14 protein-coding genes and 1 pseudogene are annotated in these 18,761 nt (G+C 56.7%); 14 read left to right on the top strand and 1 reads right to left on the bottom strand.

Going from position 1 to position 18,761, the window contains the following annotated elements; all coding sequences use genetic code 11:
- Positions 1-92: 92 nt before the first annotated feature.
- From ribBA to JI62_RS16735, 11 genes and pseudogenes are all read left to right on the top strand, one after another.
- Entirely contained in the window at positions 93-1,259 is a 1,167-nt protein-coding gene (gene ribBA, locus JI62_RS16685) for a bifunctional 3,4-dihydroxy-2-butanone-4-phosphate synthase/GTP cyclohydrolase II (RefSeq protein ID WP_088701210.1), read from the top strand.
- Positions 1,260-1,278: 19 nt separating this feature from the next.
- Positions 1,279-1,767 carry a 6,7-dimethyl-8-ribityllumazine synthase gene (gene ribH, locus JI62_RS16690; RefSeq protein WP_088701211.1) on the top strand — a complete coding sequence of 163 codons (489 nt, stop codon included), beginning with the start codon at positions 1,279-1,281 and terminating at the stop codon, positions 1,765-1,767.
- Positions 1,764-2,258 carry a transcription antitermination factor NusB gene (gene nusB, locus JI62_RS16695; protein ID WP_007114491.1) on the top strand — a complete coding sequence of 165 codons (495 nt, stop codon included), beginning with the start codon at positions 1,764-1,766 and terminating at the stop codon, positions 2,256-2,258. Before ribH ends, nusB begins: the two co-directional genes overlap by 4 nt.
- A 36-nt stretch (positions 2,259-2,294) precedes the next feature.
- Positions 2,295-3,284: a thiamine-phosphate kinase gene (gene thiL / locus JI62_RS16700; protein WP_088701212.1), complete on the top strand. Its 990-nt coding sequence runs from the start codon at positions 2,295-2,297 to the stop codon at positions 3,282-3,284.
- Positions 3,281-3,754 carry a phosphatidylglycerophosphatase A family protein gene (locus tag JI62_RS16705; RefSeq protein ID WP_088701213.1) on the top strand — a complete coding sequence of 158 codons (474 nt, stop codon included), beginning with the start codon at positions 3,281-3,283 and terminating at the stop codon, positions 3,752-3,754. Before thiL ends, JI62_RS16705 begins: the two co-directional genes overlap by 4 nt.
- A gap of 95 nt (positions 3,755-3,849) precedes the next feature.
- On the top strand, positions 3,850-5,106 hold the full coding sequence (locus JI62_RS16710; protein ID WP_088701214.1) for a DUF945 family protein: 1,257 nt from the start codon (positions 3,850-3,852) through the stop codon (positions 5,104-5,106).
- 140 nt (positions 5,107-5,246) lie between these two features.
- Positions 5,247-7,784, top strand: coding sequence for an endopeptidase La (gene lon, locus JI62_RS16715; RefSeq protein ID WP_088701215.1), 2,538 nt, complete (start codon positions 5,247-5,249; stop codon positions 7,782-7,784).
- Between the two features lie 167 nt (positions 7,785-7,951).
- A pseudogene (locus tag JI62_RS23240) lies at positions 7,952-10,120 on the top strand (methyl-accepting chemotaxis protein).
- 168 nt (positions 10,121-10,288) lie between these two features.
- Positions 10,289-12,448 carry a methyl-accepting chemotaxis protein gene (locus JI62_RS16725; RefSeq protein ID WP_088701216.1) on the top strand — a complete coding sequence of 720 codons (2,160 nt, stop codon included), beginning with the start codon at positions 10,289-10,291 and terminating at the stop codon, positions 12,446-12,448.
- Positions 12,449-12,650: 202 nt separating this feature from the next.
- A complete protein-coding gene (gene ilvD / locus JI62_RS16730; protein ID WP_088701217.1) occupies positions 12,651-14,495 on the top strand; it encodes a dihydroxy-acid dehydratase in 1,845 nt (614 codons plus the stop codon).
- A gap of 42 nt (positions 14,496-14,537) precedes the next feature.
- Entirely contained in the window at positions 14,538-15,593 is a 1,056-nt protein-coding gene (locus JI62_RS16735; protein ID WP_088701218.1) for an oxidoreductase, read from the top strand.
- 587 nt (positions 15,594-16,180) lie between these two features.
- Here the strand turns inward: JI62_RS16735 and nudE are convergent.
- A complete protein-coding gene (gene nudE, locus JI62_RS16740) occupies positions 16,181-16,822 on the bottom strand; it encodes an ADP compounds hydrolase NudE (protein ID WP_088701219.1) in 642 nt (213 codons plus the stop codon).
- 77 nt (positions 16,823-16,899) lie between these two features.
- On the opposite strand from nudE, the gene yrfG reads away from it, so the two are divergent.
- The 3 genes from yrfG to JI62_RS22960 all read left to right on the top strand — a co-directional run.
- Positions 16,900-17,592, top strand: coding sequence for a GMP/IMP nucleotidase (gene yrfG, locus JI62_RS16745; RefSeq protein ID WP_088701220.1), 693 nt, complete (start codon positions 16,900-16,902; stop codon positions 17,590-17,592).
- Positions 17,589-17,978 (top strand): RNA-binding S4 domain-containing protein, encoded by a 390-nt coding sequence (locus JI62_RS16750; protein WP_088701221.1) that lies wholly within the window; start codon positions 17,589-17,591, stop codon positions 17,976-17,978. The genes yrfG and JI62_RS16750 overlap by 4 nt, the downstream gene beginning before the upstream one ends.
- Positions 17,979-18,267: 289 nt before the next feature.
- Positions 18,268-18,761, top strand: a 494-nt coding sequence (locus tag JI62_RS22960; RefSeq protein WP_240513275.1) for an Hsp33 family molecular chaperone HslO, incomplete at its 3' end; no start/stop codon positions are given.

Below are 18,761 nucleotides of genomic sequence, written 5' to 3' on the forward strand. Positions count from 1 at the left end.
ACAGACGCGACCTGTTTCGTGAAAAATGGCACGAAAACCGTTCGTGATAAACGTTCGTGGCAACCGCTTGCAAAACATACATTGGAGATACCATGGCGCACCCCACCTCTAGAGGCTTAGCCCCTATCGCCGAGCTGGTGGACGATATCCGCCAGGGCAAAATGGTGATTCTCATGGACGATGAGGATCGCGAAAATGAGGGTGATATCATCATGGCTGCCGAAAAAGTGCAGGCTGAGCATATCAACTTTATGGCTCGTTTCGCCCGCGGCTTGATCTGTATGCCGATGACGCGCGCCCGCTGCGAGCAGCTTAACCTGCCGCTAATGGTACGTGATAACGGCTCTGGTTTTGGTACCAAATTTACGCTTTCGATAGAGGCAACCGAAGGAGTTACGACCGGTATTTCCGCGGCGGATCGAGCGCGCACAGTACAGGCAGCGGCGGCACCCCATGCTAAACCCACGGATATCGTGCAGCCTGGCCATATCTTTCCGCTGATGGCAGAACCGGGCGGCGTTCTGCGCCGTGCAGGACATACTGAGGCAGCGTGTGACCTGGCGGCTCTGGCAGGCTGTGATCCTAGCGGTGTGATCTGCGAAGTCATGAACGATGATGGCAGTATGGCGCGCCGCCCGGAGTTAGAGGCGTTCGCCCACGAGCACGGTATTAAAATTGGCACCATTGCTGATTTGATTCATTACCGTATCGTGAATGAGCAAACCATTGATCATCTCGAAGCGTCAACGGTAATGACCTCCCATGGCGAGCTCACGCTGCACGTTTTCCGTGATCGTATCCAGGGCGCCCATCACCTGGCATTGGTGAACGGCCAGCCTACGCCTGAGCAAGCCACCACGGTGCGCGTGCATCTTAGCGATACGCTGCGAGATGTGATGGGTTTAATGAAAGATGAGCAGTGCCGCTGGGATGCTCACCGCGCGCTGGAGGAAATTGCCGGTGCCGCGACAGGCGTGTTTGTGCTGATCGATGACGGCCGCCCTCATCAGGATTTAAAAGATCAGCTCGATATCTTTTTGGATCGCGTGCGTCAGCCGCGTACCAGTGATTCCGACGGTGCCGGTAACTACTTAACCATCGGCACCGGCTCGCAGATTCTGCGCTATTTAGGCGTAGGTAAAATGCGTTTACTGAGTTCACCGTGGAAGTTCTCCGCGCTGTCCGGCTTTGACCTTGAAGTCGTCGAGCGACTAGGGCCTAACGACACGGCGTACGAGCCAACTTCTCAGCAAGACTAATTTTAGCAGGAATAATTTGATGCACTCCCTCACTCAAGTTGAAGGTACCTTTGTTGACGTCGATGGTCGCTATGTCATCGTTGTTGGCCGTTTTAACCATCACGTGGTGGATAGCCTGGTAGAAGGCGCCGTCGACAGCTTGACCCGCCATGGCGTAGACGCCGAACATATTCATATTGTTCACGTGCCGGGCGCCTGGGAACTGCCACTGGCGGTAAAGCGCGTGCTAAAGGTGATGAAACCCGATGCAGTGATTGCCCTGGGCGCAGTCATCCGCGGCGGAACGCCTCACTTTGAGTACGTGGCGGGTGGCTGCAATACGGCGATCAATCACTTGCAGCTTGAGTTTGACACGCCGGTGGCAAACGGTGTGTTGACCGTTGAAAGCATCGAGCAAGCGATCGAGCGTGCGGGCACCAAAGCCGGTAACAAAGGCACCGAAGCTGCCATGGCCGCCATGGAAATGGTCTCTCTGCTCCGCGCACTGCCAGCAGGAGATACCCAATGAGCGAGCGTAAACCCTCTGCTGCTCAGCAGGGCCGCCACGCGGCGCGCGAGTTAACCGTGCAGGGGCTTTATCAGTGGCACATGACGGGAAAATCCATCACCACCATTGAAGCCGAGTTTCGTAGCCAAGTGGCTGACGATGACCTGGAAGATCACGAAAATTGGGTTAAGGTGATGGAGATTGCCGACAAGGCGCTGTTTCACGAGCTGCTCCACAATACCGTGCGTTTCAAGGCGGAGTTGGATCGTGAAATCTCCCCCCTGCTAGACCGCCGCCTGGAAGATCTTGATGCGGTCGAGCTGGCCATTTTGCGGTTAGGCGCTTATGAGCTTTCCCGCCGCATGGAAGTACCCTATCGTGTAGTGATTAACGAAGGCGTTGAGCTGGCTAAGTCATTTGGCGCCACCGACGGCCATAAATACGTGAACGGCATTCTCGACAAGCTGGCGATACGCTTGCGCAGTGCCGAGGTCAGCGCTCGTCGTCTCTGAACGCGAGCGGTATGACGATGCGTTTAAGGGGCCTTTGTGCTTGCCGAATTTGATTTGATTCGACGCTACTTTATGTCGTCGCAGGAGGCGTCGACCGCGTCAAATGGCGTCACACTGGGATGTGGAGACGATGCCACGCTGCTGCTACCGCAAGCAGGCCAACAGTTGGCTGTGAGCGTTGATACCTCGGTAGTGGATGTACACATTCCCCGCGAAGCCCCGGCATTTGCGGTGGGTCACCGTGCCTTGGCCGTTGCGCTGAGCGATTTGGCTGCCATGGGGGCGACATCGCGCTGGTGCTTAATGGCGTTGACGCTGGATCAGCGCCAATTTGCCGATGATGAAGCTACCCATGCTTGGCTGGCAGACTATGCGCGTGGCTTTCATGCCCTTAGCCAGCTGCACGCCACAACGCTGGTAGGGGGCGATGTCACGTCTGGTGCGCTCTCCATTGGTGTTACCGTGATGGGCGAGGTGCCGGTGGGCGAAGCCCTGACCCGTGGCGGCGCCAAGGCAGGCGATGTTATCGCGGTGACCGGCGCACTCGGTGGCGGGGCCGGCGGGCTGGCGCTTTGGCAGCAGGGCGAGCGCGATCTGGCGCATCCGCTACTAAATCGCTATCTATTGCCGCAGCCTCGCTTGGTGGCGGGCTTGGCGCTGCGTGGTTTAGCCACCGCTGCGCTGGATATTTCCGATGGGCTACTGGCTGACTTGGCGCATATTCGCGACGCCTCGCAGGTGGGAGCCGTCATTGCTTTAGACGCCTTACCGCTGGCGGATGCGCTGGAAAGCACCCTAGGTCGGGAGGCTGCACTAAAGGCGGCACTTTCCGGTGGGGATGATTATGAACTACTGGTTACCCTCGGCGCTGACGATGTCGCAGAGGCGCAACAGCGTTTAGCGCCATTGGGGCTCTCGCTAACCGTCATCGGCCACTGCAGTGAAGCACTAGGTGTTAGTGCCTCTGACCAGAGTGAGCTCAGTGACTACGCCGGTTGGCAGCATTTTAGTGGGGAAGCGCCATGAATCGTGCACCAAAAAGTGTCTGGCGTCGCCCAACGCATTTTTTTGCCTTTGGTTTAGGCAGTGGCACGGTGCCTTGGGCGCCGGGCACCTTTGGTACGCTAGCGGCCATTCCGTTTTACTGGATGATGGCGGAATTGCCCCTAGGGTGGTACCTGAGCATCTGTTTTGTCACTTTCGTGGTGGGGGTTTGGTTATGCGACAAAACGTCTCACGACTTGGGTGTCCATGACCACTCCGGCATCGTCTGGGATGAGTTTGTCGGTTATTGGCTGACCATGGCGGCGGTGCCTTTTTCGTGGGAGGCTGCGTTGTGGGGCTTTATTGTATTCCGCATCTTCGATGTCTTTAAACCCTGGCCGATACGTTGGGCAGATCGCCGTGTAGCGGGCGGTTTTGGTATTATGATCGATGATGTGATGGCAGGGATCTACGCCTGGAGTACCATGCACCTGTGGTTCTGGCTGCACTAAGCTGATTGGGTGGTGAGTGGTAAATAGAGCTCAGGAGCGGTTGATAACTTTTTTCGAGTGCATTGGCTGCAAGGCGTTGGCTTCAAGGAGGTAGCATGCGCAAGGAACGTCTGATTGTCCCCACACTGGCGATCATCGCCATCGTGTGGGCGGCCGCGCAGCTTCTCTCAAGTGTGCTTTTTGAGCGTAGCTTGCGCCAAGCGCTTGAGGATCTGGAAGCGCGGGGGGAGTGGCGCGTCAACCGTACTGAGAACCACCAAGGCTGGTTAAGTTCCCAGGGTAGGTTGATTCTGTCACCACTGCTGGGTCGCCCCTGGCGGCTGGAGCTCACCTATAGCGCCCGGCACGGTATTTTAAGCACGGATGTTGAAGGCACGGTGCTACCTCGCCTTGATACCGTGTTGCAGCAAGCGGTGGGTGAAGTCACTGCGCCCTCGGTGCCGCGCTGGCAAGGCCGCTATCACACCCTGAGCGGCCATAGTGAGGTGCGCCTTGCCCTTGCCCCCTTCGTTATTCAACAAAATGGTCGCGAGTTAGCCGTCCGCGGTGGCCGGTTGCGCCTGGAAGGCGTGTTTGGTGATTGGCGACTACGTGCGCTGTTTGACCAACTCACCCTGATGGATGGCATGGCCCAGCTCGCACTAGGCCCCACGGAGCTGGAGAGCCGCTATACCTATATTGATGATGCTTACAACTTTGCTCAACGCGACCACCTGCATATTGAAACGCTGACGTTGAGCTACCCCTCCTACGATATCCAGCTGTCGCCCCTTGATTTGAATAGTCACATGGTGCTGGATGAGAGCGAGCTACGCATCAAAGGCGATGTCGAGATAGGGGATGTGATGGTGCCTTCTGAAGCGCCGGACATGCCGCTACTCAATGGCCGTATAGCGTTGGAGCTCTCCCGGCTGAATGCCGATGCGGTTCGTAATGTGATTCGTCGTTTGCGCCAGGAAGCCGCCTGGGGAGACGCGAGCCTCCCCATGGCGGAAGGGTTGCTAGCCCGCCTTGAACCGGAGTTGCGCAAAGTACTTAGCGACTCGCCGCGTTTAGATGTAACGACCGTTGCTATCGATAGCCCGCTGTTGGGTATTCGCCTGGATGCGGATGGCGCGCTGTTTTTTGATGCCCGCCAGTTGGATGAGCTTAGCGTGGTTAACCTCGACAAAGAGAAAGAGCAGGCGAAATGGCTAGAGCGCATTGATGGTGACTTCACCTGGCACGACGCGCCCACCGTCGCCGCGCTATGGTTAGGGCTGCCGCTCGGCACGCGGGAACTGCAGTTTGATGTGGTGCGCGGCGTATGGCGAGTCAATGGCCGCCCAATGCCCGAGCTCTGGCCTCAATAACGTTAAAGTCGTAAGGCCGTTGGGAGCGCAGTTAAACCGACTGTTCTACTTACGAAGGGTTGAAGTTTTGGCTCACTGCCCGCATTCCATGGACAACACTTGGCGGTGGTCACCGCCGGTATCGGTTCATTGGAGGACGCATGAGCGACCAGGATTACGAACACGACGCTGAACATCTTGATTGGCAACTTGACGATGAACAGTCATCAACCAGTGATGATGCCCCCGGTAGTGAAGAGAGTAACGAAAAGAACAGTAAAGAGAGTCGCGAAAAGAGCGCTCAAAAGCAGGCTAGCCAGCCGGAGGGCAGTGATTACCGCTCCGACGGCGAACGGGTAAACTCTCTGGTGCCCGCCAGCGAAATGCTGCCCGAGCGCATCTACCTTCTGCCTATTCACAACCGTCCTTTTTTCCCTGCCCAGGTACAGCCGCTGGTGGTTAACCGCGAACGCTGGGAAGAGACCATGCGCCGAGTGGGTAACACGCCGCACCACACCCTAGGCGTTGCCTTTGTGGGGGAGCAGGGCGTTACCTCCCTGGATTACGAAGGTTTTCCAGAAATCGGCACTGCGGTTAAAGTGCATAAGCTCAAGGGCGAAGACGACCAGATCCAGTTTATCGCCCAAGGGTTGCAGCGCTTTAAAATTACCCGCTGGCTCTCTAAAGAGCCACCCTACCTTGTTGAAGTGACATACCCTAAAGAGCCAGTCGACGCGGAAAACGAAGAGACCCGCGCCTACGCCATGGCGATTATCAACGGCATTAAAGAGCTACTGCCGATCAATCCGCTGTATGGCGAAGAGCTCAAGCACTACCTCAACCGCTTTAGTCCGCATCAGCCGGGGCCATTGACCGACTTTGCCGCGGCGATTACCTCTGCCAAGGGCCCAGAACTGCAGGATGTGCTGGCCACCTTGTCGGTGGAGGAGCGGATGCAGAAAGTGCTGCCGCTGCTACGTAAAGAGATCGATGTGGCCCTGCTGCAGGGCGAGATCAGCGAGCAGGTCAACGCGCAAATGCAGGATCGTCAGCGCGAGTTCTTCCTGCGGGAGCAGCTAAAGGTCATTCAGCGTGAGCTGGGTATCTCCAAAGATGATCGTGAAAACGATGTGGATACCTTCAGGGCGCGCCTGGAATCGCTGGTGGTGCCTGAGCGTGTTCAGTCGCGTATTGACGACGAGCTCAATAAACTCAGTGTGTTGGAAACCGGCTCGCCGGAGTACGGCACAACGCGTAACTACCTGGATTGGCTAACCTCGCTGCCTTGGGGGGTGACCAGCCAGGATCAGTTGGATCTACCCCATGCACGCCAAGTGCTCGATCGTGACCACGACGGCCTGAAAGACGTGAAAGAGCGCATTATCGAATTTCTCGCCGAGGGCACTTTTAAAGGCGACGTAGGCGGCTCGATAGTGCTGTTGGTAGGCCCGCCAGGGGTAGGTAAAACTTCCATTGGCCGTTCGATCGCTGAAGCGCTGGGGCGTCAGTTCTACCGCTTCTCGGTCGGCGGTATGCGCGACGAAGCGGAAATCAAGGGGCATCGGCGCACCTATGTGGGCGCTATGCCCGGCAAACTGGTGCAAGCCTTTAAAGAGGTCGAGGTCGAAAACCCGGTTATCATGCTGGATGAGATCGACAAGCTGGGACAATCCTTTCAGGGCGACCCCGCTTCGGCGTTGCTGGAAGTGCTCGATCCCGAGCAGAATGTCGATTTCCTCGATCACTATCTTGATGTGCGCATGGATCTCTCCAAGGTGCTGTTTATCTGCACCGCCAACACCCTGGATTCGATTCCTGGGCCGCTGCTGGACCGTATGGAGCAGATCCGCCTTTCGGGCTATATCGCCGAAGAGAAGCTGGCAATTGCCAAACACCACCTGTGGCCAAAGCTGCTTAAGCGCGACAACCTGACCAAAAAACGCATCAGTCTCTCCGATGCGGCCTTGAAGCAGGTGATAGAAGGCTATGCCCGTGAAGCCGGGGTGCGTCAGTTGGAGAAACAGCTTCACCGTATTGTGCGTAAGTCGGCGGTTAAGCTGCTGGAAGAAGAGGCCGAAACCGTCAAGATATCGGTTAAAAATCTTGAAGAGTTCCTGGGGGCGCCGATCTTCCGTAAAGAGAAAGTGCTCACCGGTGAAGGGGTGGTGACAGGTCTGGCCTGGACATCCATGGGCGGGGCAACGCTGCCCATTGAAGCGGGCAAAGTGCACTCGCTGGATCGCGGCTTTAAGCTTACCGGCAAGCTTGGTGAGGTGATGCAGGAGTCTGCCAATATCGCCTACAGCTATACCTTGGGTCACCTACAAGAGTATGGCGCCGATGCGGACTTCTTCGACTCGGCCTTTGTGCACTTGCACGTACCCGAGGGCGCTACGCCGAAAGATGGTCCTTCGGCCGGTGTCACCATGACCACTGCGCTGCTGTCATTGGCCAAGCACCATGCGATTGACCGGCCTTTGGCGATGACCGGCGAGCTGACCCTAACCGGTCAGGTGCTGCCGGTAGGGGGGATTCGCGAGAAAGTGATTGCCGCGCGGCGCAGTGATATTTTTGAATTGATTCTGCCCGACGCCAATAAGCGCGACTACGAAGAGTTACCGGACTATCTAAAAGAGGGCATGACGGTGCACTTTGCCAAGCGCTACCGTGATGTGGCCAATGTGGTGTTTGGCCGCTAATCAGGGGTTATACAACCTCTTTAAAACGTCATCCAACTCATATAGCAAGCGTCTTACGAAAGTAAGGCGCTTTTTTTACACTTGTTCACTGGTTTGCCGAGAAGATCTATAGCGATAATGATCTCTGCTTTAATAAAAATTAAGAATATCTAATTCTCGGAGAACTAATGCGTAATAATCAGCCCGTCACCCAGCGCGAGTATGTCCTGAGTGAGGAGACCGTACTGATCTCTCGCTCGGATTTAAAGGGCAATGTGACCTATGCCAACCCCACCTTTGTTGAGGTCAGCGGCTACAGTCGAGACGAGCTGATCGGCGCGCCCCACAACCTTCTTCGCCACCCTGATATGCCTGAAGCGGCTTACGCAGATTTCTGGAAAACCATCCAAGCCGGGGAAACTTGGCAAGGCGTGGTCAAAAACCGTCGTAAAAATGGTGACCACTACTGGGTGCATGCCACGGTCGCCCCGCTGCGGGACGGGGAGCGTATCGTTGGCTATACCTCTGTACGTCGTAAAGCTGCGGGGCAAGCGGTGGCTCTTGCAGAAAAAATCTACGCTGAAATTCGTGAAAAAGGCAAATCCCGTCACTACGCGCTAGCCCACGGCACGCTGCGGCGTAAAGGCTTGACCGGCATTCTGTCGCGCTTTCAGTTCACTAGCCTGAAAGCCAAGCTCACCAGTATGGTGGTGGTCTCGTTGCTACTGCTCTGCTTTTCGGGCGGGTTGGGGGTTTACGCGGTGATGGTCTCCGGCGAGCGGCTGGAAACACTTAATCAATCAGGGTTGAGTGATGTCAGCTCGCTGCAGCATATTGAGCGCTACATTGGGCAAACGGTTGAGACACTGGAGCCTGTGGTACGCAGCCCGCGCAGGGCTGACCTGGAGGCCGTCAATACAGATATCGACCAATATACCAACGCCATGCAAACCCTGTGGGCGGATTACTACGTCGATGATGCCGTCAATGTTGAAACCGCCCAGGCGTTTGATAGTGCGCTGACTACCTGGACAACCGGGGTGCAAGCCAGCTTGGTGGCGATTGAGGAGGGGAATGGATTCGCGGCCTTTGAGGCCTTTAATGACGTGGTGGTGCCGACCACTGACTCACTGCGCGAGATTAACAGTGCCCTGGTCGAGCAGGTGCGCACCGATGCCGAAGCGCTGGTCACCCAAGCGCAAAGCGCTCGTCAGCAACTGCTAATCGCCTAGTTAGTGCTACTGGCCATTGGCTTTTTGGTCATGATCGGCCTAAGCGTGATGATTCTGAGATCGGTGTTTCGCAGCCTGTCCGGCGCACGCTATATCACCTTTCAAATTGCGGCGGGCAACCTGGCCGCCCGTGAGCGGCGTCAAACCCGCGATGAGTTTGGCGAGCTGCTTTACTCGCTGGATACCATGCGTTTTAGCCTTTCCAGCATCGTGGGCGATGTGGAGAGCCGCGTTTCTGTAGTTACTCCAGCCATTCAACAGATCGCCGCTGAAAATGAAGAGCTCTCTTCACGCACCGAGCAGCAGGCATCGTCGCTTCAACAGACCGCTTCCAGTATGGAGGAGATGACCTCGACGGTTCAGCAGAACACCGATAATGCCCGCCAAGCCACCGACTTGGCGGTACAAAATGCGGCCAGCACCCGGGAAACAGGCAAGCAGATGCAGCAGTTGGTCGAACGCATGCAGCGTATTGCCCAGAGTGCTGAGAAGATGACCGAGATGATCAGTGTGATCGACGGTATCGCTTTTCAAACCAATATTTTGGCACTCAACGCTTCAGTAGAGGCTGCGCGAGCGGGTGAGCATGGCCGTGGCTTTGCGGTTGTGGCCAGTGAAGTGCGCAATCTAGCCGGTCGCAGCGCGGATGCCGCTCAGGAAATCCGTAAGATGATCGATAGCACCACTCAGGAAGTTAGCGGTGGTCGAAGCGCGGTGGATCAGGCTGAGCGGGCGATCAAGGAGGTCTCACAGCAGGTGAGCCGGGTCAGTGAGCTGATGGAGTCGATCAGCACAGCGTCCAGCGAACAGAGCAGCGGTATCGGTCAAATTAACTCGGCGATTACCGAAATGGATACTGTGACCCAGCAGAACGCCTCCAAAGTGCAGTCGATTGCGGCATCCGCGGACAATCTCGCCCTGGAAGCCTTTGAACTCGCTAACGTGGTTGATGCGTTCCGCTTGGAAGGCGCTCAGGATGAGAACATCAAAGAGGCGCGGGCTAAGTTACAGCGCGCTAACCACGCGCTCAGTAAGGCCGCCCAGCGTCTACCTGCCCCCGCCGAGCAGCGCACTAAGTCACCCTCAACACAACCACGCGCGGCTGACCAGTGGGAAGCGTTCTAGCCCGTCAGTCAACGCCTTAGGTACTTGATTTTTCTTTATTCGATTTAATCACATGCCACCCTCTGCGGTGGCATATTTCATGCATTACCTCTAATTGAAAAGGCTTGGTGCTAGGGAACCTAAGCCTAATGATGGCGCAAGCCTTCAACAAAAAAATAGGGGGACTAAATGCATAATGCCGAAAAAGCAGTATCCGCTGTTTATGAATTAGCCGACGACGAGGTGTTGATCTCACGCTCGGATTTGCAAGGCAGGATCACCTATGCCAACCAGACCTTCGTAGACGTGAGCGGCTACTCGTTGGACGAGATCATGGGCGAACCCCATAGCCTGTTTCGCCATCCCAGCATGCCCAAAGCGGTTTTTAAAAACTTATGGGAAACCATTGAGGCGGGTAAAACCTGGCAAGGCCTGATCAAGAATCGCCGTCAGACGGGTGAAGCGTACTGGATGTATACCACTGTTGCGCCGCTGCTCGATGGCGAACGCGTAGTGGGCTATACCTCTATCCGGCGCAAAGCCTCGGCTAAGGCGATTATCCGCGCAGAGCGCGTATACGCTGCTATGCAACAGGGCAGAGTACGTGGCTTTAAGCTTCATTATGGTGCGTTACGTCGCACTGGGCTACGGGGTTGGGTGCAACGCTTTAGTTTCAGCAGCATCCAGGCCAAGCTCATCGGGATGGTGTTGGCGTCTATTATCTTATTGATGATGGCGGCAGCGGCGGGGGTTTATGGCTTAACCAGTTCCGCGGAACGTCTACGAACGCTAAATCAAACTGGCCTGGAAGGGGTTTCCGACCTGCAGCAGATTGATCAGCGGGTGAGCCAAGCGATCCAGGCATTAGAACCAGCGGTGCGCAATCCTCGTCGGGCCGATCTTGAGGCCCTTGAAAGCCAACTAACCACCATGAGTACCGACATCGAACAGTCGTGGCAGAAGTATACTGAGCTGCGCGCAGCGGGCGGCGGCGTTCAGGACGGTCTGGCGGCCCACCTCGACAACTTTATAGAGGCTTCAGATACGGCGTTTGTAGCTATTCGTGATGGCAATGGCTTCGCGGCGTTTGAAGCGTTTAATGACATCGTGCAGCCTACTTCTGCAAGCATTAGTGCCACGATTAATTTGCTCGTTGAGCAAGAGCGTGCAGCAGCCCATATATTGATGGAGACCGCCGAGCAGCAGCAGAAAGTACTGCTATACGGGCAGCTAGGTGTGCTGCTAATGGGCATCGTGCTGATGGTTGGGTTGAGCATGGCGGTACTCAAATCGTTAATCAAATCACTCAATGAAGCGCGTCGGGTGACGTTCCAAATTGCCGCTGGCAACTTGGCCAATCGGGTAACGCTAACGCGTAACGATGAACTGGGTGAGTTGCTTAACTCACTCGAAACGATGCGTTCAAGCTTGTCGGGGCTGATCACCGAAGTGGGCAACAAAGTCGATGTGGTCACGCCCGCGTCTGAGCATATCAAACAGCAGAACGAAGACTTGGCAACGCGCACTGAGCAGCAGGCCTCCTCGTTACAGCAAACCGCCTCTAGCATGGATCAAATGACCGCCACCGTTCAGCAAAACAGCGAAAACGCCCGCCAGGCAAATCAACTGGCCATGCAAAATGCCACCACCAGCCGCGAAACCGGCGAGCGGATGCAGGCGCTAGTCGAACGAATGGAACGCATCGCCGCCAGTGCCAATAAGATGACCGATATCATCAGCGTGATTGACGGTATCGCTTTTCAAACCAATATTTTGGCGCTGAATGCTTCGGTAGAAGCTGCCCGAGCGGGCGAGCAGGGGCGTGGTTTTGCCGTGGTGGCGAATGAAGTGCGCAACTTGGCCGGACGCAGCGCCGATGCCGCTGGTGAGATTCGCCGCTTGATTGACACCTCCTCTCAGGAGATCAGCGGTGGCGCTCAGGCGGTGAGAGAGGCCGAAGCCGCCATTGATCAGGTCGTCAACCAGGTCATGAAAGTCAGCGATATTATGGAAGATATCAGCACCGCCTCCGATGAACAGAGCAATGGCATCGCCCAGATTAATACCGCTGTTGCTGAAATGGATCATGTCACCCAGCAGAATGCCTCCAAGGTACAGTCGATTTCCAGCGCTGCTCAAGACCTCACCCGCGAAGCGCTTAGCCTTGCCAACGTTATTGCCGCCTTTCGCTTGGAAGGTGCTGCCGAGGAGAGCAGCGAGACTGCCCGTGAACGCTTGCTCAAACAGGCAGGGCTTGCGCCCATGCCATCATTATCCTCAGCGTCCCAGGCGTTAGGCTCGCCTCAAGTGCGCCCGTCTCTACCTGAAACGCTTGCGCAGCCAGCCTAAACGGCAGGGCAACCAGTGTTGAATCCGCGCCATGGAGGGCGCTCCTCTCTCATTACATCTAGCCTCTTCATCTAATCCTGCATCTAGTCTCTACGCATCGCTCATGCCACAATCTAAGGCCGCTGGATTGACACCAGCTCCCGCCTTTTATGCGGTGGGCTGATAAATAATAGAGAGTAAAAAGTAGAGAGTAGAGGAAGCCATGCCAGAGTATCGCTCACGTACCACCACCGCTGGCCGCAATATGGCCGGTGCCCGCGCGTTATGGCGCGCAACGGGTATGCAGGACGGTGATTTTCAAAAGCCGATTATTGCGGTCGCCAACTCCTTTACCCAGTTTGTGCCGGGCCATGTTCACTTAAAAGATATGGGCCAACTGGTGGCGCGGGAGATTGAGAAAGCCGGGGGGGTTGCCAAAGAGTTCAATACCATCGCGGTGGATGATGGCATCGCCATGGGCCACGACGGTATGCTTTACTCGCTGCCTAGCCGCGACCTGATTGCTGACAGCGTCGAGTATATGTGTAACGCCCACTGCGCCGATGCGCTGGTATGTATTTCCAACTGTGACAAAATCACCCCTGGAATGCTGATGGCCGCTCTGCGCCTCAACATTCCGGTTATCTTTGTCTCCGGCGGCCCCATGGAAGCGGGTAAAACCAAGCTGCTCAACCACGGATTGGATCTCGTCGATGCCATGGTGATGGCTGCCGACGACAGCGTAGACGATGAAACCCTGGCGGAAGTCGAGCGCAGCGCCTGCCCCACCTGTGGCAGCTGTTCGGGGATGTTTACCGCCAACTCAATGAACTGCCTGACGGAAGCACTGGGACTGGCGCTGCCGGGTAACGGCACGGTGCTGGCTACCCACTCGGATCGCCGTCGTCTGTTTGAAACGGCGGGGCACCGTATTGTCGAGCTGGCCAAACGTTACTACGAAGGTAACGAGACGCACCTACTACCCCGCGCCATTGCCTCCAAGGCGGCGTTTAAAAACGCTATGACCCTGGATATCGCTATGGGTGGCTCTACCAACACCATCCTGCACTTCCTCGCGGCAGCCCAAGAGGCCGAAGTGGACTTCACTATGGCGGATATCGACCGCCTCTCACGTGAAGTTCCCCAGCTATGCAAAGTGGCGCCCAATACCCAGAAGTACCATATCGAAGACGTTCACCGGGCCGGCGGCATTATGGCCATTCTCGGTGAACTGGATCGTGCCCGAGTGCTGGATACCTCGGTGCCCACCGTGTACGGCGATAGCCTGAAAGCCGCACTGGATGAGTGGGACATTATGCGCTCGCCCAGCGCTGAAGTGATCGAGTTCTTTAAAGCCGGGCCAGGGGGCATCCCGACCCAAACGGCGTTCTCTCAAAGTGCCCGCTGGCCGAGCCTGGATGGTGACCGCGCTACCGGCTGTATTCGCGACCTTGAACACGCCTTCTCCCAGCAGGGCGGCTTGGCCGTGCTTTACGGCAATATCGCGCTGGATGGATGCGTGGTAAAAACCGCCGGAGTCGATGACTCGATCCTGGTCTTTGAAGGCCCCGCCCATGTGGTGGAGTCTCAGGATCAAGCCGTCGCCGATGTGCTGGCGGATAAAGTCAAAGAGGGTGATGTGGTGGTGATTCGCTACGAAGGCCCCAAAGGCGGCCCGGGCATGCAAGAGATGCTCTATCCCACCTCCTATCTTAAATCCAAGGGGCTAGGCAAAGCCTGTGCGCTACTGACTGACGGGCGCTTCTCTGGCGGCACTTCAGGGCTTTCGATTGGTCATGTTTCCCCTGAAGCAGCGGCAGGTGGCGCCATTGGGTTGATCGAGCAGGGGGATCTGATCTGCATCGATATCCCCAACCGGGCAATCAACGTCAAACTGACGGATGCCGAACTGGCAGCTCGGCGGGAAGCGATGGAAGCCAAGGGCGCCTCGGCCTGGAAGCCAGTCGAACAGCGCCCCCGCAAAATCACCCCAGCGCTTAAGGCCTATGCGCTGTTGGCGACCTCCGCCGACAAAGGAGCTGTTCGGGATCTAAGCAAGCTTGATTGATACACGCAATCGACATTCGCAACAGTCCAAGTAAGGAATCAAATGAAGGCGATTATAAACGTTGGATTAGTTGGCTACGGTTTCGCTAGCCAAACTTTCCACGCACCGCTCATCCAGGCCACGGAAGGCCTGGATTTAGTCGCAGTCTCTTCAAGCGATGCGGCCAAGGTTCAGGCGTCACTGCCTGAGGTTGAGGTAGAAGCTCAGGCATCAGCGCTTTGTCAGCGTAGCGATATTGATTTGATCGTTATCCCTACGCCTAACGACACCCACTTTTCGATTGCTAAAGCGGCACTCTCGGCGGGGAAGCACGTGGTGGTCGACAAACCCTTTACGGTCACGCTGTCAGAAGCCAAGCTGCTCAAAAAGTTGGCGGATGACAAAGAGTGCCTATTGTCGGTGTTTCACAACCGCCGTTGGGACAGCGATTTCCTGACTGTTAAGGCGCTGCTTGAGGCGGGAACACTAGGGCGACTGGTTAATTTTGAATCCCATTTTGACCGCTTTCGCCCGGAAGTGCGCGACCGCTGGCGCGAGAAAGCTACCCCCGGTGGTGGTATCTGGTACGACCTGGGCCCACACCTGCTAGATCAAGCCTGCGAGCTGTTCGGCATGCCCCACGCTATTCTGCTGGAGCTAGGCACATTGCGAGATGGCGCCAAAGCCGACGATGATTTTCTAGCACTGCTCGATTATGAAAGCTTTCGCGTTACCCTGGCAGCGGGGACGCTGGTGGCCGAACCGACACCACGCTTTCGGATCAATGGCACCCAGGGCAGCTTTATTAAATACGGCTTAGACCCTCAAGAGGATCGCCTGAAAGCAGGCGAAGTGCCGACACCCCAGTGGGGCGAAGACACCCAGCATGGCACCCTGACGCTGCGTGAAGGGGAGGGGGAAAACGCCCCGCTAACGCGTCGTGAACTTCCGACTCTGCCGGGCGACTACCTGGCCTATTACCAAGGCATCACCGCCGCTATCCGTGATAAAGCACCGCTCCCGGTAAGTGTCGATGACGCCCTGCGCTCAATGACCCTGCTGGAAGCAGGCCTGGACAGCCACCGTCAACGGCGCTGGATCGCGTTGAAGAACCATTGATGTGAGGGGTGAGGGGTGAGGGGTGAGGTGTGAATCGATTATTGGGCACCCACCGATTTATGTGCACGCGTGATTTAGTAGCGCGGCGTAAGCGTTAGCGCACCCGCGGGAGCAGCGCGCAGCGGTGCCGGGGTTTAGCGTGGTGCCACTGGGCGTCGCTCCGCCGCCTCCCGCGGGTGTCTCCAAACGCTCGCTGAACTCGCGTTCCTCGTTACCACGCGCTACGGAATGTGCTTCCACAAGGTCATGTGCATGCGTGATTTTGTAGCGCGTGGTAAGCCAACGGCGCACCCGCAGCGGCGGCCCGGCGCGAAAGCAGCGCGAAGCGGTGCCGGGGGTGTTGTGCCACTGGGCGTCGTTCCGCCGCCTCCCGCGGGTGCCTCATTCGCTCGTACCTCGCGAGATTCGTTACCACGCGCTACGAAATGTGCACGAAGCTGGATCGATGGGTTTTGTAGCGCGGCGTAAGCGTCAGCGCACCCGCGAAAGCAGCGCGAAGCGGTGCCGGGGTTGGGGTGGCAATGCCACTGGGCGGCTTGCTACCCCGCGCACTATTCACTCCTTTCTTCTCACCCTTCACCACCCAATCAAAGCAAATCCGTCGCGCTATTGCGCTTCTCTTCCCGTAACCTGTCCCGGGCGATATAAAGCGCGGCGATAGCGCGGGCTTCGTGAAAATCCTCGCGCAGTAGTAGGGCGGGTAGCTCCTCAAGGGCGTGAGTCTCCACAATTAATGGCTCCGGTTCATCCCCTGGCAGTCGCTTGGGGTAAAGATCAGTGGCGAGGAGTACCTGCATACGGTGACGCATATAGTTAGGCGCCAACGAGAGCTCGACCAGCGGTTCAATGCGGTGAGCGCCAACGCCACACTCCTCCATTAACTCGCGGTTAGCCGCGGTAATGATATCTTCGCCAGGGTCGACCAACCCCTTCGGCAGGGTGAGCACATAATCTTCAAATCCAGCGGCGTATTCGCGGATCAGCAGCACGTGGTCGGGGTCGGGCATCGCCACCATCATCACCGCACCGCGGTCAGCGCCGGTCAAGCGCTCAAATTGACGCTCTTCGCCGTTAGAAAAGCGCAAATCAAGCGACTCAACCTGAAATAAACGGCTTTGGGCAACGCACTTACGCGCCAAAATTTGTGGTTTTTGCTGATAATTAGAGCGTTTAGCACTGGCACCTTCAGGGGGATTGAAGGTGTCATGCGTAGGGGGAGAGGTAGACATAAAAGAGGGCCTCCATGGCTGGAAAAAGGCGGTTACGCTACAATAGCACGCTTACTCCTAACGTGACTGGAGCGGCAATGATTGATTGGCGCGAGATAGATACCGTCCTCTTGGATATGGACGGCACGCTGTTGGATTTACACTTCGACAGCCACTTTTGGCTCGAGCACTTGCCAAGGCGCTACCGCGAACTGCACCAACTGGATGAGGCCTCCCAGGAAGCACTGCGCGCGCGCATTCTCGGCGAGCAGGGCACCTTGAACTGGTACAGCTTAGCGTACTGGAGCCGTGAACTGGGCGTGGATATTGTTGCGTTAAAGCGCGAAGTCCAGCACCTGATTGGCCTGCGTAGCGACGCGCTGGATTTTCTCAAATGGCTAAAACAGGCGCATCCAAGGGTCGTGCTGGCCACTAACGCGGATCGTGCGAGTCTTGCCCTAAAGCTGCCGCTCACTGGTTTGGAAAGTTACCTGGACGCGATCGTCTCTTCCGAGGACGTAGGAGCCGCCAAAGAGGAGCAGGCGTTTTGGTTTGCGCTACAAGAGATTGAAGCTTTTGATCCTGCGCGCACGCTGTTTATCGATGACAACGCCCGCGTGCTCGAGAGCGCTCGTGAGTTTGGAATTAAGCATTTGCTGGGCATTAAACAGCCCGATAGCCAGCGGCCTGAAAAAGAGCTGCAAGAATTTATTGCCCTTGACCGCTTTGCCCACCTGCTGCCCGAACAGCTTCCTGAACAGGTGTCAGCAACCCAAGGAGTGCCGAAATGAGCGACGGTGTACGCTTGGACAAATGGCTCTGGGCCGCGCGTTTTTTTAAGACCCGCGCACTGGCCAAGAAAGCCATCGAGGGCGGGAAAGTGAATTACGACGGCGGCCGCGCTAAAACCAGCAAGCAGGTGGAAATCGGTGCGCTTATTCGCGTGCCCCAGGGCTGGGAGATATGGGAGGTAGAGGTCTTATCGCTTTCGGATCAACGCCGCGGGGCACCAGAAGCGCGCACGCTCTATGCGGAAACCGAAGAGAGCGTGCAGCGGCGTGCTAAAGAGGCCGAAGCAAGGCGCCTCACTAACGAAGCGATGCAGCATCCGCTCAAGCGCCCCGACAAAAAGCAGCGCCGCGATATCCAGCGCTTCCAGCGCCATCAGGGTGAGTAACGAGACTATCGTAGGTGAGTGGCTCCCTTTAATTACTCCCCCATAACGGGATCCGAGAGCAGGTTGTAGCGAGGGTCTTTTGACAAGGCCGGAAAAAGCTCCCTGCTATTCCGGCATTTCCGCCATCCATGGCGGTCAGATGTCAAAAGTAGCGCCCATGGATGGGTTCACAGCGCCCTCGCGTAAACCTGCCCTCGGCACTGAGGAGCGCGGATTGTCAACTTCGATAACCCTGAGCCAAGTAGCCCTTAGCCACTAATTAACCAGTTAAACCTTAGGTTGCCAAATTATGTCCGATCAAATTCAACGTTTTATGTTCGATCACACCAATGTCCGCGGCGAGATCGTCACCCTGGCGGGCGCCTATCACGAAGTGTTGGATCGCCACGCTTATCCACCAGCGGTGAATGAGCTTCTGGGCGAGCTGTTAGCCGCCGTGGCCCTGCTAACTGATACCGTGAAGTTGGATGGCACGCTGAGTATCGAAGTGCGTGGACGCGGCGTTCTGTCACTATTAATGGCCGAATCCAACCCCGGTGGCGAACTGCGCGCGATTGCCCGCATAGCTGAAGACGCCGCACTGCCCAGCGAGCACGCCAGCTTCCGCGAACTGGTGGGTGAAGGGCAGATCGTGATTACCCTCGATCCCCGCGAAGGTCATCGCTATCAAGGTATTGTGGCGCTGGATCAAGAGACCCTGGGCGGCTGCCTGGAAGCCTATTTCAGCCAGTCCGAACAGTTGCCAACCCGCCTCTGGCTGGCCGCCGATGAGAAGCGGGCGGG

Origin of the sequence: Halomonas campaniensis, from assembly GCF_002211105.1 — a bacterium.
Taxonomy (GTDB): domain Bacteria; phylum Pseudomonadota; class Gammaproteobacteria; order Pseudomonadales; family Halomonadaceae; genus Vreelandella; species Vreelandella campaniensis_A.

Coding starts and splice junctions, on each gene's coding strand:
- ribBA (WP_088701210.1), top strand. CDS start 93: ATGGCGCACCCCACCTCTAGAGGCTTAGCCCCTATCGCCGAGCTGGTG.
- ribH (WP_088701211.1), top strand. CDS start 1,279: ATGCACTCCCTCACTCAAGTTGAAGGTACCTTTGTTGACGTCGATGGT.
- nusB (WP_007114491.1), top strand. CDS start 1,764: ATGAGCGAGCGTAAACCCTCTGCTGCTCAGCAGGGCCGCCACGCGGCG.
- JI62_RS16705 (WP_088701213.1), top strand. CDS start 3,281: ATGAATCGTGCACCAAAAAGTGTCTGGCGTCGCCCAACGCATTTTTTT.
- JI62_RS16710 (WP_088701214.1), top strand. CDS start 3,850: ATGCGCAAGGAACGTCTGATTGTCCCCACACTGGCGATCATCGCCATC.
- lon (WP_088701215.1), top strand. CDS start 5,247: ATGAGCGACCAGGATTACGAACACGACGCTGAACATCTTGATTGGCAA.
- JI62_RS16725 (WP_088701216.1), top strand. CDS start 10,289: ATGCATAATGCCGAAAAAGCAGTATCCGCTGTTTATGAATTAGCCGAC.
- ilvD (WP_088701217.1), top strand. CDS start 12,651: ATGCCAGAGTATCGCTCACGTACCACCACCGCTGGCCGCAATATGGCC.
- JI62_RS16735 (WP_088701218.1), top strand. CDS start 14,538: ATGAAGGCGATTATAAACGTTGGATTAGTTGGCTACGGTTTCGCTAGC.
- nudE (WP_088701219.1), bottom strand. CDS start 16,822: ATGTCTACCTCTCCCCCTACGCATGACACCTTCAATCCCCCTGAAGGT.
- yrfG (WP_088701220.1), top strand. CDS start 16,900: ATGATTGATTGGCGCGAGATAGATACCGTCCTCTTGGATATGGACGGC.
- JI62_RS16750 (WP_088701221.1), top strand. CDS start 17,589: ATGAGCGACGGTGTACGCTTGGACAAATGGCTCTGGGCCGCGCGTTTT.